We start from the raw sequence: 15591 nt of genomic DNA on the forward strand, positions 1-15591 counted from the left end.
ATGCTCGCCAATGACGCTCCGTATACGATTGACGCATTTCATCGCGGCCGGTTTCATCTGCTGCAACCAGCCGCAAAGGGGCATCGCTCGGGCGTCGACGCGATGATTCTCGCAAGTGTCGTGCCGGATGAATTCAAGGGCCATGTTGCCGATCTCGGCGCCGGTGCCGGCGCTGCCGGGCTTGCAGTCCTCTCCCGGTGCTCCACCGCACGAGCATCGCTGATCGAGCGCTCGGACTTCATGGCTGATTTCGCCAGGCGCTCCCTGGCCCTTCCTGAAAACAAGGCGTTCGCCAGCCGCGCCGAGGTGATCGAAGCGGACGTCACCTTGACTGGAAGGGCCCGGGTTGCAGCAGGTCTCGGCGACAACGGCTTCGACTTTGTCATTATGAACCCACCCTTCAACCCTCCGACCGATCGTTCGACGCCCGATCCGGTCAAGGCGGAGGCGCACGTCATGACGCAGGGCATGATGGAGCAGTGGATCAGGACAGCGGCAGCCATCGTGAAACCCGGCGGAGCGATCGGTATCATCGCCCGGCCAACATCGATTGCCGACCTTCTTGATGCACTGAAGGGGCGGTTCGGCGGCTTGATCATCGTTCCAGTACAGCCGAGACCACAGGACGCCGCCATCCGCATCGTCATCAAGGGTATCAGGGGCAGTCGCGCCGGCCTCTCCCTGCATCCGGCACTCGTGATGCATCACGAGACTGGAAATGGCTTCACCGAACGGGCAAATGCAATCAACAATGGGTTGGCATCGCTGTTTTAGACCTCGAAACCATTGCGAATTTCCGCGCACAGCCTACATGCTCGTGACAGCAAACCTCGACAGGAGACACGCTTGCCCCGATTCATCAGGAAATTACTGCCCCGCCGCTGGCGTCCCGATTATCAGGAAATACCCGTTGTTCGCCTCCATGGCGTGATCATGACTGGCGGCGGCCCGTTCCGGCAGAACCTGTCGCTCAGCACCACGGCTGCTGTTCTGGAGAAGGCATTCGCTGAGAAGGACGCGCCGGCGGTAGCGATTTCCATCAATTCCCCGGGCGGCTCTCCGGTGCAATCGCGGTTGATTTTCCGGCGTATTCGCGATCTCGCCGAGGAAAAGAACAAAAAAGTCTACATGTTCGTCGAGGATGTAGCGGCGTCCGGCGGTTACATGATTGCTGTCGCCGGCGATGAAATCATCGCGGACCCCTCCTCCATCGTTGGCTCCATTGGCGTCGTCTCCGCAAGCTTCGGATTCACCGACCTTATCAAGAAAATCGGCGTCGAGCGGCGGGTGCATACCGCAGGCAAGAACAAGGCAACTCTTGATCCCTTCCGCCCCGAGAACAAGGAAGATGTCGAACATCTAAAGGCGCTGCAGCTGGAAATACACGAGACCTTCATCAATCTGGTCAAGGAGCGGCGCGGCGAGAAACTCAGCGATAATCCAGATCTGTTTACCGGTCTGTTCTGGACCGGAACGAGAGGTTTGGAGCTCGGTCTTGTCGACGGCATTGGCGACATGCGCTCCTATCTCCAGTCGCAGTATGGTCCGAAAACCAGGCTGCGATTGATCTCGGCACCCCGCGGTCTGTTTGGACGCAAGGTCCCGTCAGTCGATGTCCATATGGATCAGCTCGGTTCAGGTCTTGCCAACGGTTTGATCGAAGCGGCAGAGGAACGCGCACTTTGGTCGCGTTTCGGATTGTAAATCGACTATAGACAGAACCCGGTCCGTGCTATGGTGCCAATGGGAACTGCATCGATAATCGAGGGTTAAGGACGATGGCACAATTGATCTTTTTCGCGCTTGTGGGTGCCGCGGCCTATTACGGTTACCGTTCCTTCAAGCGAGAAGCACATCGGGTTTCGCAACGGGTGCGCGAGGCGGAAAAAGAAGTCCAGAATCACGCACAGGGCACTCTTGTGCAGGATCCCGAGACCGGCGAATACCATGTGCGCAAAGATTGACCACCATGCTGGACAGTCTTGACCGCACAATCAGCCTGGCTGCCCCGGCAAAGATCAATCTTGCGCTACATGTAACCGGTCGGCGGAGCGACGGCTACCACCTACTCGACAGTCTCGTGATCTTTGCCGCTTTCGGCGACAAGGTGAACGTCAAGCACGCTCCCGCCGATTCTTTCGCGATGTCAGGTCCGTTCGGAAGCGAACTGCCGGATGATGAGAACAATCTCGTGCTCAGGGCTAGGGACGCACTGCGCCGGCATTTTCCGGAACAGGCCACGCCGGTCGCCATTCATCTGGAGAAGCGACTTCCAGTCGCCTCGGGAATTGGTGGCGGGTCGAGCGATGCCGCGGCGACCGTCCGTTCCCTGGCAGCGCTTTGGGGCATTGAAGCGGAACCAGAACAGTTAGCCGCGATCGGCTTGATGCTGGGTGCAGACGTTCCGATGTGCCTGCAGGGAAGGTCCCTGATTGCCCGCGGCATTGGCGAGGATATCGAGCACGTCGCGGGTCTTCCGCATCTGCCGATCCTGCTCGCCAATAACGGCCTGTCGGTCTCGACACCACAGGTCTTCGCGGCGCTGGAAAAACGCGACAACCCTCCCCTTCCTGCTTTGCCAGCCCTGGCTACAGTCCTTGATGTCTGTGCCTACCTGGCCGAAACCGACAATCATCTGTTTGCCGCAGCGGCAAGACTGACACCGGCAATTTGTGAAACAATGGATGAACTGCGCAACACCGATGCCCGGCTGGTCCGCATGTCCGGCTCCGGCGGCACGTGTTTTGCCATCTATGACAGCGATGGTGAGGCCGAGACTGCGGCGAAAAATCTTCGCCAAAGGAATCCGGACTGGTTTGTTGTCGCTACCCATAGCGTTAAGGAAGGGAGCTGAGATTGGCCCGCATCGATGAGACACGTCCGTTTGTGCCGGTCAAGATTGCCGTTCTGACGGTCTCCGATACACGCAAGCTTGAAGATGACAAGTCCGGCAGCATATTGGCTGAGAGGGTCCTTGCTGCTGGCCATACGCTGGCCGAGCGCGCCATTGTCACGGATGACCGGGACAAAATCCGTGACCGCGTGCTCTCATGGTCGAAAGACCCGCAAATCGATGTAATCATCACTACCGGGGGTACGGGCTTTACCGGGCGCGATGTTACTCCGGAAGCGCTGGAGCCGATCTTCGAGAAGCGAATGGACGGCTTCTCCGAAGTCTTTCACCGCATCTCCTATGACAAGATCGGCACCTCAACGATACAGTCCCGGGCAACGGGCGGCGTGGTCAATGCGACCTTCGTTTTTGTGATTCCCGGATCTCCGGGCGCCTGCAAGGATGCCTGGGATAACATTCTGCAGTACCAGCTGGATTACCGGCACATGCCCTGCAACTTCGTCGAGATCATGCCGCGTCTGGACGAGCATCTGAAGCGCAGCGGCAAGAGCTGAGAGACTGCCTCGAAAACTCTACCGCGGCGGTCTCTGCGCGCTCACTTTAACGCAGCAGGAATGATTTCCGCTCTCAGCCGCTTCATGGCGAGGCCGCGCGCCAGATCAACCGCCTTCTTCCCAGGATTGAAGAGCGCCATGGACTGGCGCTTGGAAATCAATAGCCCGTCGGCGAGTGGACTACCGGGGGAGAAAACCCGGCTGAGAAACGGCCGCCGGTGGGTATGGGACCGGGTGAAACAGGCCGGCCCCTGCATGCGCTCGATGTGGACCGCGACGGGTTCGATCCAGCCGTCAAGCAAGCGTGCTCCGGGCTCGAGAAACAGGAACCATTCGCTGCGCGCCCGCCTGAATCCGTCAATCAATGTCTGGTCCTGCAGGAATATGCAACCTGCCTGATCTGCAACCCGGTGGGTCTGGTCTACCGAGCCATGATCGATGATGATCACGTCGCTTAGCAGCCCTTCGACAGCGCCGCCAACCAGACCGCCAAGCGTTCTGGCCAGGAGTTCATCAGAATTCTGGGTTTCAATCAGGACCGAAATCATCAGGTGCCAATATAGTATTATTAAACGAATTTCCATCACTCCTTTTGGCGCATATTGTTCTTGATTTGTTCTCACAGTTTGATAGGAATGTTTTCATGTTGCATGAGCGACTCGTTTCGCTCCCGGAGCCCAAGGAGAATGCAAATGAACATCGTCGTGCAAGCGGACAAGGCGGCCTTCGGGCAAGGCCGCGCACAACGCGCCAATGCGCTGATTGAGGAAGCCGGGCTGCGGATCGACAGCGAACGTCGCCGCGGCCGCGGCGCAGGCATGAATCCGTCTGGACGGTTCGAAGCCGAAAGCCGCCACGTCTATGACGATGGCTGGGAGACGATCGAAGACCTGCCGCCGTTCAAAACGGAAGTTCAGGTCGAGAAGCCCCGCACGATCATAACGCGGAACGATTCGCCCGACATCAGCTTCGACCGCTCCATCAATCCCTATCGCGGCTGCGAACATGGCTGCATCTATTGTTTCGCCCGCCCGACGCACAGCTATATGGGCCTTTCCGCCGGCCTCGACTTCGAATCGAAGCTTTTTGCCAAGCCGGACGCCGCTAAGATGCTGGACAAGGAACTGTCGCGGCCGGGTTACACGGCAAAGATGATAGCAATCGGCACCAATACCGATCCCTATCAGCCAATAGAGAAGAAGTGGCGTATCATGCGCGATATTCTTCAAGTGCTGGAAGCGCACAACCATCCTATTGGTATTGTTACGAAATCGGCATTGGTCATGCGCGATCAGGACATTCTGACACGCATGGCTGAGAAAGGACTTGCCAAGGTCGCCCTGTCGGTGACGACACTCGACGGCAAGCTTGCAAGGACGATGGAGCCCCGCGCTTCGACGCCAACGCGTCGCCTGCAGGCCCTGCGCAGCCTTTCTGATGCAGGCATACCGGTGAGTGTCATGGTCGCACCGGTCATTCCGGGTCTGAACGACCATGAGATCGAACGCGTGCTCGACAGCGCGCGCGCCATGGGCGCACTCGAGGCCGGTTATGTGTTGCTCCGCCTGCCCCTGGAGGTCAGTCCGATTTTCAAGGAATGGCTGTTGCGCAACTATCCGGATCGCTACCGGCACATACTTTCGCTGATACGGTCGATGCGAAACGGCAAGGACTATGACGCCGAATGGGGCAAACGAATGCGCGGCGAAGGCCCCTATGCCTGGCAAATCGGACGGCGGTTCGAGATAGCGGCGAAGCGCCTCGGTATGAACCTTTCCAAACGACGGTTGCGCACGGACCTGTTTGCCGCAACGCCAGGTAGCGAGCAATTGTCGTTGTTCTAATCGCAGTTCCGTCAGGCACATCCCCATCCGGCCTGACGTGACCTTGGGTAGCCCACCCCATCAGCCACCCAAGGGCTTGCAGAGAATCAGAACGAATGCGAGTCTCGCCGCAACATGGCTCGATCGCGTTCTGATTCTCTGCTTCTTCCTTTCGAACCTGGCAAACCGGATTTTGCCAGCGAGCGGAAACTCATGCGCAGTGGAATAGAGTTTGTCGTCGGCATCGATGAAGCCGGCCGTGGGCCGCTGGCGGGTCCGGTGGTTGCAGCCGCAGTCATTCTGAACCCGAAGAAAATCCCTGAAGGTCTTGATGATTCAAAGCGCCTGACGGCGCAGCGCCGCGAAGAACTCTTTGAAATCATTACAGATACTGCGCTTGCCTGCGCCGTTGCCAGTATTTCTGCGCCCGCTATCGATGCAAGCGATATTCTACGGGCGGCGCTCGAGGCCATGCGCCGCGCGGTATGCGGCCTTGCCATCTTGCCGGGTCACGCGCTGATCGATGGACGCGATGTGGCACCCGGTCTTCCATGCCCCGCTACCGCCCTTATCAAGGGCGACCAGCGCTCGGTGTCGATTGCGGCCGCCTCGATCCTTGCCAAGGTGACGCGCGACCGGATGATGGCTCAGACCGGCCGCTATTATCCGCTTTACGGCCTTGAATCCCATGCTGGCTATGCCACGGAGTTTCATCGCAATGCGATGGAAACCCATGGGCCTGTCGTTGGCCTGCATCGCTTCAGCTTCTCGCCGCTGAAAGACCGCCAGATCTAGTCAGGGCGGTCAGCTCAACCTGGCACCACCAAATTTATCGCCGCAGTTGAAATTCTTGTCCCGATTTCGAACTTTCTTGTATCGAAATCGCAGGTTTTTGTACGAGTCCTGGATGCTTCGGTACCGAAATCTTATCAGATGCGGGATAGCCAAAACAAAAAAGCCGCCTTGCGGCGGCTTTGCTCAGATGAAATGTCGCGTTCTTAATTGAGGCGGGATTTCACTTCCGTCAGCGATGACTTGAACAGGTCTGACGAAGTCTTGGTGTCGACCTTGTCAGCCAGGATACGGCTGGCAGCAGCGATCGCAATATCGACAGCGGAAGCGCGAACCTCGTTGACTGCCTCAACCTCGGCCTGAGCGATCTTCTGCTCGGCGAGCTTGTTGCGGCGGACAACATATTCCTCGGTCTTCTTCCTGGCTTCTTCGAACAGGCCATGAGCCTCACGCTGCGCGATGGCGACGATCTCGGTTGCCTCTTTCTCGGCTTCCTTGCGCTTGCGCTGATATTCGGCAAGCAAGGATTGAGCTTCCTCACGCAGGCGGCGGGCTTCTTCCAGCTCGTCGCGGATGCGGTCGGCGCGGGCGTCAAGCGATTTGCCGACGGTGCCTGGAACCTTGAGAAAAACCACCAGCAGGAGGAAGATGACGAGACCGACGAGGGCGAAGAATGTTGCATCAAGTGCCATAGTAGTTCTCCTCAGCCTCGCACGGCTTTGACAGCGGCGGAAATGCTTGCCTTGTCCACGGTTCCGCCGACGATTTTCTTGACGATCTCGGTGGCGGTCTCCTCGGCAATCGTACCGACTTCCTTCATTGCCTTGTCCTTGATGGCGGCAATGCTGGCCTCGGCCTCGCTCAGCTTCTTTTCGAGCTCAGCAGAAATCTTTGCCTGTTCCGCATCGGCCTTGGCCTTGGCTTCGTCCTGTGCGGTCTGGGCAATGCCGCCGGCCTTTTTCTTGGCGTCGGCGAGTTCCTGCTCGTAGGCGGCAAGGGATTCGTCCGACTCCTGCTTCATGCGGGCAGCGTCATCCAGGTCGGCAGCGATGCGATTACTGCGCGTCTCGATGGTCCCGCCGATACGCGGCAGAATCACACGCGACAGGAACAGGTAGAAGGCAGCGAACGTCAGAGCCAGCCAGAGGATCTGCGATGCATAATGGGTAGAGTCGAAGGGTGGGAATACAGCCGATTCATGAGCCACACCGGTTTCGGTGTGTGTCTCAGTGGCATGGGCGTCAGGCGTTGTTCCAGGAGCTGCCGGTTCGGTAGCACCATGGGTTTCGCCCTGAGCGACGGTTGTATCGGTTGTGGATGCGGCATGAGCCGAAGACACAAACATGTATTGCCCCCTTGGGTTCGGGCCAGGCCCAATCTTGAAATAGTATGCTGGCCGCGCCAGGCGCAGCCAGCATCAGTCACTGTTTGAATTAAACAGCGAAGAGAAGCAGAAGAGCGATGAGCAGCGAGAAAATGCCCAAAGCTTCGGTAACGGCGAAGCCGAATACCAGGCGGCCGAACTGGCCATCAGCTGCTGAAGGGTTGCGCAATGCACCGGAGAGATAGCTGCCGAAAATATTGCCGAGGCCGAGGGCCGTACCGGCCATACCAAAACAGGCGAGACCTGCACCGATGTACTTTGCTGCTACCGGATCCATATTAAACTCCTTTGGATAGAATGCTCATTGATAGATTTGCGTTTGGCGGAAACCCCGCCGGTGAGGTTCTTCTCAGTGACCGCCGGGATGGACTGCATCATTCAGGTACATGCATGTGAGCACCGTGAAGACATAGGCCTGAAGGAAAGCCACCAGGAATTCGAGACCGGTCAGAGCGACCGTCATGGCAAGCGGCAGGATCGCGCCGCCAACACCGATGGCGCCGAAGGCGCTCAGCGAAGCAACGAAACCTGCGAAGACTTTCAGCGTGATGTGGCCAGCAAGCATGTTGGCGAAAAGACGGACTGAAAGGCTGATAGGACGGGAAAGGAACGAGATGATTTCAATCGGCACCACGAGCAGAAGCAGCGGCGCGGGAACACCCGAAGGCACAAAGACGCCGAGGAACTTGAAACCATGTTTCATAAAACCGTAGGTCAACACCGTGCCGATCACGAGAATTGCAAGGGCGAAGGTGACGATGATCTGGCTGGTGACCGTGAAGAAATATGGGAACATGCCGAGCATGTTTGCCACGAGCACGAACATGAACAGCGAGAAAACAAACGGGAAGAACTTCATGCCCGCATTGCCGGCCGATTCGCGCAATGTGGATGCGACGAATTCATAGGCCATCTCGGAAACCGACTGCAGACGGGTCGGGATGAGGCCGCGATTGGACGAGGTCAGATAGAGAAATGCCGAGGCTACGCCAACCGTGGCAAGCATGAAGGCCGACGAATTGGTGAAGGATAGATCAATTCCGCCCACATCAATGGGAACCCACTTGTTGATATGGAACTGATGAATCGGATCGTTGGACACTCTAACCTCGTCTCTCTCTAACCATTCTTGAGTGGCAATTGCCGCCAAGACTTATTCCGGTTTGTCGCGGTCGACCTCTTTGATCGATGTCAAACCGCGGTTTTCCGCCACATGCCCTGCAGAGCGCAGGATATTCAGCGTTCCAGCACAAAAACCAAGGAGGAGCAGAATGATCAGCCCCCAAGGTGAAGTACCCAAAAATCGGTCAGCTAACCAGCCCAACCCCGCACCAGCCAGAACGCCCGCGATGAACTCGCTCGACAGTTTCATGGCCTGCGCGACACCGGCGGCGGTTTCCGTCCCCTTGTCATCCGAACTGGCCTTTGGCCCCACACCTTTGGAAACAAGTTTTGCTTCCAGAGAGCGGCGGCGGCTGTCCAGTTCATCCGAAGCCGGCATTTTCCCGGCACCCGGCGCATCGACAGAACCTGACTTGTCGGGACGTTTCCCTGTGGCCATGGCAATGTCCTTTACACGCTGAACGCAGGGCTTCACCCCCGCTTCGAAGTCGCGCGCAACATATTGTTACGCCCCGCGCTAGTCAAGGCGCAGAGACAAGACTCTCAAAGGTAATTTTCGCGGTGAAATTCAATATGTTAGCCAAATATGACTTTATGTCTCACCTCTCGGAGCAAGAATCGCCTCCGAATCCGCGATATTCGACGCCACTCTTGAGGTCGCCGGCCGCTAATCTGTGCATTCCGAATCCCGGTTCCCGTAGAATTCTGTTAGGTTGATCCAGAAGCGCTTATGGGAGAGCCGCATGTTCTTGCAAACTATTGGGGAAGAGGAGGCGACCGGCAGGGTTGCCGATATCTACGAGGCACAGAAATCGCAGATGGGTTTTGTCATGGCCACTGCACGGTCCTTTACCGCACGGCCCGACTTCCTGCCGATCTATACCGATTTTTTCGACAAGCTTCGTTCAGGGTTCTCGCTTGGCGTGCGTGAGTGGCGCCTGATCACGCTTATCGCTGCAAAACATATACCGTCGACGTACTGTTCCTATGTCTATGGCAAGCAGCTTATCGGTGATCTTGGATCAAAGGACGCAGTGTTGGCTGTTCAACGCGATTTCCGGACCGCGGGATTGCCGGAAAAAGATGTCGAGATGCTGGCTTATGCAGAGAAAATTGCCAAGGATGCATCCAAAGTCGAACAGCGTGATGTCGATCGACTGCGATCAGTTGGCTTCACCGACCAACAGATTTGTGACATAGCGCTTTGTGCTGCGTTCCGATGCTTTGTCAGCCGGTTCTTCGACGCTGTCGGAGCCGGTCCCGAGTCCGTCTACATCGACAATGACGACGGGTTTCGAACAGCAATGACAGTGGGCAAAAGATATTGATACAAGAAGCTTGATGAGCAGGTCCAAATAATCAATGACAAGCTGCTCCACGAGAACAATGACAATCGAAGGACGTACGTGCATCAGGAAGTTGGATTAATCGCAACCGTTGCCGTTGGCTTCGTGTTCGCAGCGGTATTGGGCTATCTCGCGGATCGGCTGCGCTTGCCGCCGCTTGTCGGATATCTCGTTGCAGGCATCATGATCGGCTCCTATACGCCCGGCTTCGTGGCTGACGGTGAGCTCGCATCCCAACTCGCCGAGATGGGCGTGATCCTTCTGATGTTTGGTGTCGGATTGCATTTTTCGACCTCCGATCTGTTGGCTGTCCGCGGCGTGGCTGTCCCCGGCGCACTCGGCCGGATCCTGTTTGCAACCTTGATCGGCATCGGTCTTGCCTTCTGGCTGGGATGGGGTCTTGGTGCGGGGTTGGTCTTCGGCCTCAGCCTTTCGGTTGCCAGCACTGTGGTTCTTCTCAAGGCGCTCGAAGAACAGAACATGGTGGACTCAGTCGACGGCCGCGTGGCTGTCGGCTGGCTGATTGTTGAAGACCTGGCGATGGTACTCGCGCTTGTGCTGCTTCCCCCACTTGCGGGGCTTCTCGGCGGGCACGCGGACGCGGCATCCGGATCAGCCGCTGGTACGGAGGGCATAGCCATCGCTTTGACGCTTGCCATGACGCTGCTCAAGGTTGGGGCATTCGCTGGCATGGCAATATTCATTGGACCGAAAGTGGTGCCCTGGGTACTTACGCTCGTTGCGCGCACCGGCTCACCCGAGCTTTTCACGCTCTCGGTTCTGGCGATTGCGCTTGGCATTGCCTTTGGATCAGCCGAGATCTTCGGCGTATCCTTTGCACTCGGGGCCTTTTTCGCCGGAGTGGTGATGAGCGAATCGCATCTCAGCCACAGGGCCGCAGCCGATTCGCTGCCGCTGCAGAATGCATTCTCGGTATTGTTCTTCGTATCCGTCGGAATGCTGTTCGACCCCTCCATTCTTGTTCGCGATCCCATCGCCGTGGTTGCCGTGCTCGCGCTCATCATCGTTGCGCGCTCGGTGATTGCCTTTGGCATCGTACTGCTGCTGCGATATCCGATTGGAATGGGCCTTTCGATTGCTGCAGGTCTCGCACAGATCGGCGAGTTTTCGTTCATACTGGCAGGTCTTGGGGTTTCGCTCGGCCTGTTGCCGCGTGAAGGGCAAGACCTCATCCTGGCCGGGGCAATCCTGTCGATTACCTTGAACCCGCTTGTCTTGCTCGCGGGCGAAGGCCTGCAAAAGAGCATTCGTTCGGCCTGGCCGTCTCTCTCCAAGAAATACGGCAAGCGAAACCATGATAAACTCTCGCGCGAACTGGCGATCATCCAGACCCGAAACGAGGAAAGAAACCGGCAGCACCAACTGGAAATGCAGCAGTTGATCGAGACGTTTCCGATGTTTGCACAGGTTAGCGAGGACTCGCAGGAGGAGCTGCTTTTGCTGTTCAGACCGAAATCGGCGTCTCCTGGCGAACGTGTCGTCAGAGCGGGTGATCGCGGCGACGGAATGTACTTCATTTCCTCCGGGGCCGTGGAGGTGCAACTCGAAGACGAGAACGTTCGCCTGGAAGCTGGAGCGTTTTTCGGCGAGATGGCACTGCTCAGCGGCGGACGCCGCACAGCCGATGTTGTCGCCGTTGATTTCTGTGAATTCCTCCTGCTCGAACGCCGGGACTTCAATATGTTCATGGCACGGCATCCGGCATTGCGCGCGGCGGTCAGCAACATGGCACGGGAGCGTACGGAGATGAATGTATCGCGCCGCCGGCGCGACCAATCACTCGATGCCACCTGATCGAATGACCTGACACAACCCAGCGTTTGTTGCGGGGTCCTTCAAACCAAACAATAAATGATCTGATCGCGGTTTGAGGGCAAAAGCAGAAAGCACCGAGCCAGCCGGTGCGTCGAAGGGATGGCCGCTTCGACCTCTGGGGCAAAGGCCCTGCCCTCAACCTTGGAGGTGATTCATGTGGCGACGTCCACTTAGAATCACCCTCATAATGAAAAGGAACCGGACAGGCTGGCAAGTCGTGTTCCGGGTCCAATTCCATTTATGAGGAACGGGGGACGGGCGAAAGCTCGTTCCCCACTCCAGGAACAATATAGCAGTTTTCCGCCTGTTTCCAAGTTGGATGAGATCAGATCCAGCCGCCGCCATAAGTGCGGTAGAAGATGTGCTGACCGATCCTGTCGATGCGCTTCATTGTGTGCGCCCAATTGGCTCGAACATAGACCGCGTGATAGTGGGTAGCCGAACCGATTTCGGGAAGGAAGATGCGTCCCGATGTGACTGCAAGCGCGACTTCCTGCGCCACTTTCCATTGCTTGGGCTCAGTAACGTTGAGCTTGCGTCCTTCGCAGGCAAAGGAGAACTGGCAGCGGTTGATCCAGTCATTGTTCTGATAAACAACCTTGCAGATGGTCTTCGGATAGGCCGGGTTGCGGACGCGATTGAGAATGACCTGGGCAACGGCGGCCTGACCTTTGACGCTTTCGCTTCTCGCCTCAAAGTAAATGCCTGTCGCCAGGCATTTCTGTTCTTCCTTTGTGAAAACGACCGGCGGCAATGGGGTCGCCAGCCAGTTGTGATCGCCCTTGCCGAGCTGTGGGACGAATCGGCCCGATTCTTTGGGTTCGCTCAGGATTGAATCGAAGGGAGAGGTCTTGGAATAGTCCGGCGTCGCAGGCGCATAGCCTAGTGCAAGCACGTCCGGCTGATCGTTGTTGACCAAGCCGGCCAGCATAGGCGCAATATCGTCCGCTGTCTTCTCAGGAGCCCGCTTGTGGAAGGCAAGCGCGATCTGGATTTCCTTGCCCGCGATCTTGGGTTTGGCAAACGCCATCTCGACTTCGACGCCGTGGCTGGGGCGGATCAGCAGGCTGGAACGCTGCAGGATCGAGCCGGCACTGAACGCCTTGGGCGGCGCCTTCTTGCTGACCGACACGATACGGCCCTGCTTTTCGGCGCGATTGATACGGTCTTCATCGGGTGTTGCGTCCGGGGACTTTTGTGAACCATTGATAGCGATACGGCCAATGCCGGGCGCATTGACGCCGCTGGCGGGCACGCTGGAAGTGATCGCCGTTTCATCGACAAACGACATATTGGCCTTCTGGATCGATCCCGCAGGCGACTTTTCCAGATAGGAAGTCCAGCGACCTTGACCGGACTCGGACCCCGACAAGAGGCTCGCCATGTCCTGGTATGCGGTTATTGTCGGTGAAAACAAAAAGATCGCTGCGCCGACGAGAGCAATTGCGTTTCTCTTCGAACCACGGAATTGCGCTTTCACATTGTCTTGACGCAATTCCGGACGGAAAACCGCTTCGCACTTTTCCTGGAATTGCTTTAACGGCCCCTTATATTGCCGATTTGTCCGGTTCTTCAGCCGCGAAGTCGATGCCCGCAAAAACTCAGAGAAACGCACGCCGATACCCCACTCACAACCGAACAATTCTGGTCGTAAAAATGAAGCATTAACCTTGATGGAGAGTTAACAGGGATGGGAGAAATTGATTAACGTTTCTTCTTTGCCCGGCCGGCAAAGGGGTTGTCGGAGGTGCGCAGGACAACGCGGATGGGCACACCCGGCATGTCAAACGTCTCGCGCAAACCGTTGGACAGGTAGCGCACATAGGATGTCGGAAACGCTTCCGGACGTGAGCAGGAGATGACGAAGCCCGGCGGGCGGGTCTTGACCTGCGTGATGTATTTGATCTTGAGGCGGCGCCCCGCAACGGCGGGCGGCGGATGGTGGGTGATGACGCCTTCCATCCAGCGGTTGAGGCGGCCGGTGGAAATGCGGCGGTTCCAGACCTCGTCGGTCGTGGCGACGGCAGCCATGAGCTTGTCGATGCCCTGATTGCGCTCGCCGGAAATCGGCACGGCCCTGATGCCCCTGATCTGCGGCAGGAGCCGCTCGGTCTTTTCGCGCAGGTCGGCAAGCACCATCTGGCGGTTTTCGACCAGATCCCACTTGTTGAAGGCGATGATCGGAGCGCGGCCTTCGCGGATAATCAGATCTGCGATCTGCAAATCCTGCTTTTCGAACGGGATCGTCGCGTCGAGCACAATGATAACGACTTCGGCAAAACGGATGGCTCGCAGCGCATCGCCGACGGACAGCTTTTCCAATTTGCCTTGAACACGGGATTTGCGGCGCAGTCCGGCCGTATCGAAGAGCTTGATCTTCCGGCCATTCCATTCCCAGTCGACGGAGATGGAATCGCGGGTGATACCGGCTTCTGGACCGGTCAGCAGCCGTTCCTCACCCACCATAGTGTTGACGAGCGTCGACTTGCCGGCATTCGGGCGGCCGACAATGGCGATGCGCAGTGGCTTCGATGAATCATAGGCCGGGACATCCTCGGCGTCCGGATCGTCGATATCGTCGCCGACAAGATCGTCCATGGAGCGGGGCGTGGCCGGAATGGTGACGGCGACGGAATCGTCGGCGCTGGGTTTTACATGTTCATCGGGGAAGACCCGTTCCTCACCCATCGCATCGACGATAGCGTCGCGCAGATCGGGAAAGCCCTGGCCGTGTTCGGACGAGATCGGGCACGGCTCGCCAAGGCCGAGCGCATAGGAATCGTACATGCCGGACTCGGCGCCGCGCGCTTCAGCCTTGTTGGCCACGAGGATGACCGGCTTGCCGGAACGGCGAGCGAGATCGGCAAAGGTAACGTCCGTTGGCGTGATGCCTGCCTTGGCATCGACGAGGAAGAGAATGAGATCGGCTTCTCCGATTGCCGCTTCCGTCTGGGCGCGCATGCGACCTTCGAGCGAGGCGCTATCGACCTCTTCGAGACCGGCGGTGTCGATGACGTCGAATTTCAGGTCGTACAGTTTCGCGGCATGGACGCGGCGATCGCGTGTGACACCCGGCAGGTCGTCCACAAGTGCGATCTTGCGGCCGACAAGGCGGTTGAACAGCGTGGACTTTCCGACATTCGGACGGCCGACAATCGCAAGGGTAAAGCTCATCAGCTCAATATCCTTCAACCGGCAGCAGCAGCGGGCGTTGCCCCGGTGCTCTTCAGCATGTCGAGCATCGTGTCGGCAAACTGGCGGACATTGGCTGGAGCCGTCTCGTCATCGGAGATCTGCTGGAAGAGCTTCGATGCGTCCGCACCGCGACCGGCCTTCCAGGCGGCAAGGCCGAGCGCCTCACGGGCGGAATGGCGCATCGGGTTGCTGTCGGACGACAGTGCCTCGACACGGCTCGCCACATCATCATAGGAGCCGGTATCGACCAGGATGAATGCCGCGCGAAGCTTGGCGAGATCACGAATGGCCTGCGGAATCGAGGTGTCGGCGGAAACCTTGTCGAAGGCAGCGACGGCGCCGGCCAGATCGCCCTTCTGGGCGATGACGCCGGCGGCGCGCATGCGCGCCAGCACCGGATAGGCGCCGTAGCCATCCTTCTCCAGTTGTTCAAGCGTTTTCAGCGCCTCGTCGTTCTTGCCGTCGCGGACGAGATTGAGGGCCGCGAGAAACTGGTCGCCCGACTGCGAAGCCCGCTTTTCCGTCCAGTATTCGTAGAAGGCAAAGACGCCGGTGCCGACAACGATGGCAATCACAGCGCCAATGAGCAGCGAGCCATAGCGGGTCCAGATCGCCTTCACCTTGTCGGAACGCAGTTCCTCATTTACCTCACGGAAAAAGCCGTCGTCAGTCATAGTGCCTCGTG

At 57.9% G+C, this 15591-nt stretch carries 18 protein-coding genes; 9 read left to right on the forward strand and 9 right to left on the reverse strand.

Annotation, left to right across the window (positions count from 1 at the left end; all coding sequences use genetic code 11):
• The 5 genes from CU102_RS01235 (at position 1) to moaB (ending at position 3408) form a co-directional block, all read left to right on the forward strand.
• Entirely contained in the window at positions 1-774 is a 774-nt protein-coding gene (locus tag CU102_RS01235) for a tRNA1(Val) (adenine(37)-N6)-methyltransferase (protein ID WP_245425106.1), read from the forward strand.
• Positions 775-846: 72 nt separating this feature from the next.
• Positions 847-1704, forward strand: a complete 858-nt coding sequence (locus tag CU102_RS01240; RefSeq protein ID WP_106709137.1) for a S49 family peptidase — start codon at positions 847-849, stop codon at positions 1702-1704.
• A gap of 74 nt (positions 1705-1778) precedes the next feature.
• On the forward strand, positions 1779-1964 hold the full coding sequence (locus CU102_RS01245) for a hypothetical protein (RefSeq protein ID WP_106709138.1): 186 nt from the start codon (positions 1779-1781) through the stop codon (positions 1962-1964).
• A 5-nt stretch (positions 1965-1969) separates the two neighbouring features.
• Positions 1970-2854 (forward strand): 4-(cytidine 5'-diphospho)-2-C-methyl-D-erythritol kinase, encoded by an 885-nt coding sequence (locus CU102_RS01250; protein ID WP_106709139.1) that lies wholly within the window; start codon positions 1970-1972, stop codon positions 2852-2854.
• Between the two features lie 2 nt (positions 2855-2856).
• Complete coding sequence (moaB, locus tag CU102_RS01255; RefSeq protein ID WP_106709140.1) at positions 2857-3408, forward strand: molybdenum cofactor biosynthesis protein B; 552 nt, start codon at positions 2857-2859, stop codon at positions 3406-3408.
• Positions 3409-3449: 41 nt separating this feature from the next.
• Here moaB and CU102_RS01260 read toward each other — a convergent pair whose 3' ends face one another.
• The gene (locus CU102_RS01260) at positions 3450-3992 is read right to left on the reverse strand and encodes a glycosyltransferase family protein (protein WP_106709141.1); all 543 of its coding nucleotides are present in this window, start codon (positions 3990-3992) and stop codon (positions 3450-3452) included.
• Positions 3993-4100: 108 nt separating this feature from the next.
• Between CU102_RS01260 and CU102_RS01265 the strand changes: the two genes are divergently transcribed.
• Together CU102_RS01265 and CU102_RS01270 are read left to right on the forward strand one after the other, a co-directional pair.
• Complete coding sequence (locus tag CU102_RS01265) at positions 4101-5252, forward strand: PA0069 family radical SAM protein (protein WP_106709142.1); 1152 nt, start codon at positions 4101-4103, stop codon at positions 5250-5252.
• 114 nt (positions 5253-5366) lie between these two features.
• A complete protein-coding gene (locus CU102_RS01270) occupies positions 5367-6026 on the forward strand; it encodes a ribonuclease HII (RefSeq protein WP_106709143.1) in 660 nt (219 codons plus the stop codon).
• A gap of 203 nt (positions 6027-6229) precedes the next feature.
• Here the strand turns inward: CU102_RS01270 and CU102_RS01275 are convergent, their stop codons facing one another.
• From CU102_RS01275 to CU102_RS01295, 5 genes are all read right to left on the reverse strand, one after another.
• Positions 6230-6715, reverse strand: coding sequence for a F0F1 ATP synthase subunit B (locus CU102_RS01275; RefSeq protein WP_106709144.1), 486 nt, complete (start codon positions 6713-6715; stop codon positions 6230-6232).
• 11 nt (positions 6716-6726) lie between these two features.
• A complete protein-coding gene (locus tag CU102_RS01280; RefSeq protein WP_106709145.1) occupies positions 6727-7368 on the reverse strand; it encodes a F0F1 ATP synthase subunit B in 642 nt (213 codons plus the stop codon).
• An 88-nt stretch (positions 7369-7456) separates the two neighbouring features.
• Positions 7457-7684, reverse strand: coding sequence for a F0F1 ATP synthase subunit C (locus tag CU102_RS01285; protein WP_008125314.1), 228 nt, complete (start codon positions 7682-7684; stop codon positions 7457-7459).
• A gap of 72 nt (positions 7685-7756) precedes the next feature.
• Positions 7757-8509 (reverse strand): F0F1 ATP synthase subunit A, encoded by a 753-nt coding sequence (locus CU102_RS01290; RefSeq protein WP_106709146.1) that lies wholly within the window; start codon positions 8507-8509, stop codon positions 7757-7759.
• A gap of 51 nt (positions 8510-8560) precedes the next feature.
• A complete protein-coding gene (locus tag CU102_RS01295) occupies positions 8561-8968 on the reverse strand; it encodes an AtpZ/AtpI family protein (RefSeq protein ID WP_106709147.1) in 408 nt (135 codons plus the stop codon).
• 304 nt (positions 8969-9272) lie between these two features.
• Between CU102_RS01295 and CU102_RS01300 the strand changes: the two genes are divergently transcribed.
• Both CU102_RS01300 and CU102_RS01305 read left to right on the forward strand, forming a co-directional pair.
• Complete coding sequence (locus CU102_RS01300; protein WP_106709148.1) at positions 9273-9857, forward strand: carboxymuconolactone decarboxylase family protein; 585 nt, start codon at positions 9273-9275, stop codon at positions 9855-9857.
• Between the two features lie 78 nt (positions 9858-9935).
• On the forward strand, positions 9936-11690 hold the full coding sequence (locus CU102_RS01305; RefSeq protein WP_106709149.1) for a cation:proton antiporter domain-containing protein: 1755 nt from the start codon (positions 9936-9938) through the stop codon (positions 11688-11690).
• Between the two features lie 346 nt (positions 11691-12036).
• Here the strand turns inward: CU102_RS01305 and CU102_RS01310 are convergent, their stop codons facing one another.
• From CU102_RS01310 to CU102_RS01320, 3 genes are all read right to left on the reverse strand, one after another.
• A complete protein-coding gene (locus CU102_RS01310) occupies positions 12037-13191 on the reverse strand; it encodes a cell wall hydrolase (RefSeq protein WP_425351505.1) in 1155 nt (384 codons plus the stop codon).
• 224 nt (positions 13192-13415) lie between these two features.
• On the reverse strand, positions 13416-14885 hold the full coding sequence (gene der / locus CU102_RS01315; protein ID WP_106709150.1) for a ribosome biogenesis GTPase Der: 1470 nt from the start codon (positions 14883-14885) through the stop codon (positions 13416-13418).
• A 14-nt stretch (positions 14886-14899) separates the two neighbouring features.
• Positions 14900-15580, reverse strand: a complete 681-nt coding sequence (locus CU102_RS01320) for a tetratricopeptide repeat protein (protein ID WP_106709151.1) — start codon at positions 15578-15580, stop codon at positions 14900-14902.
• Positions 15581-15591: the final 11 nt, after the last annotated feature.

Origin of the sequence: Phyllobacterium brassicacearum (assembly GCF_003010955.1) — a bacterium.
In the GTDB taxonomy this organism is placed as follows: domain Bacteria; phylum Pseudomonadota; class Alphaproteobacteria; order Rhizobiales; family Rhizobiaceae; genus Phyllobacterium; species Phyllobacterium brassicacearum.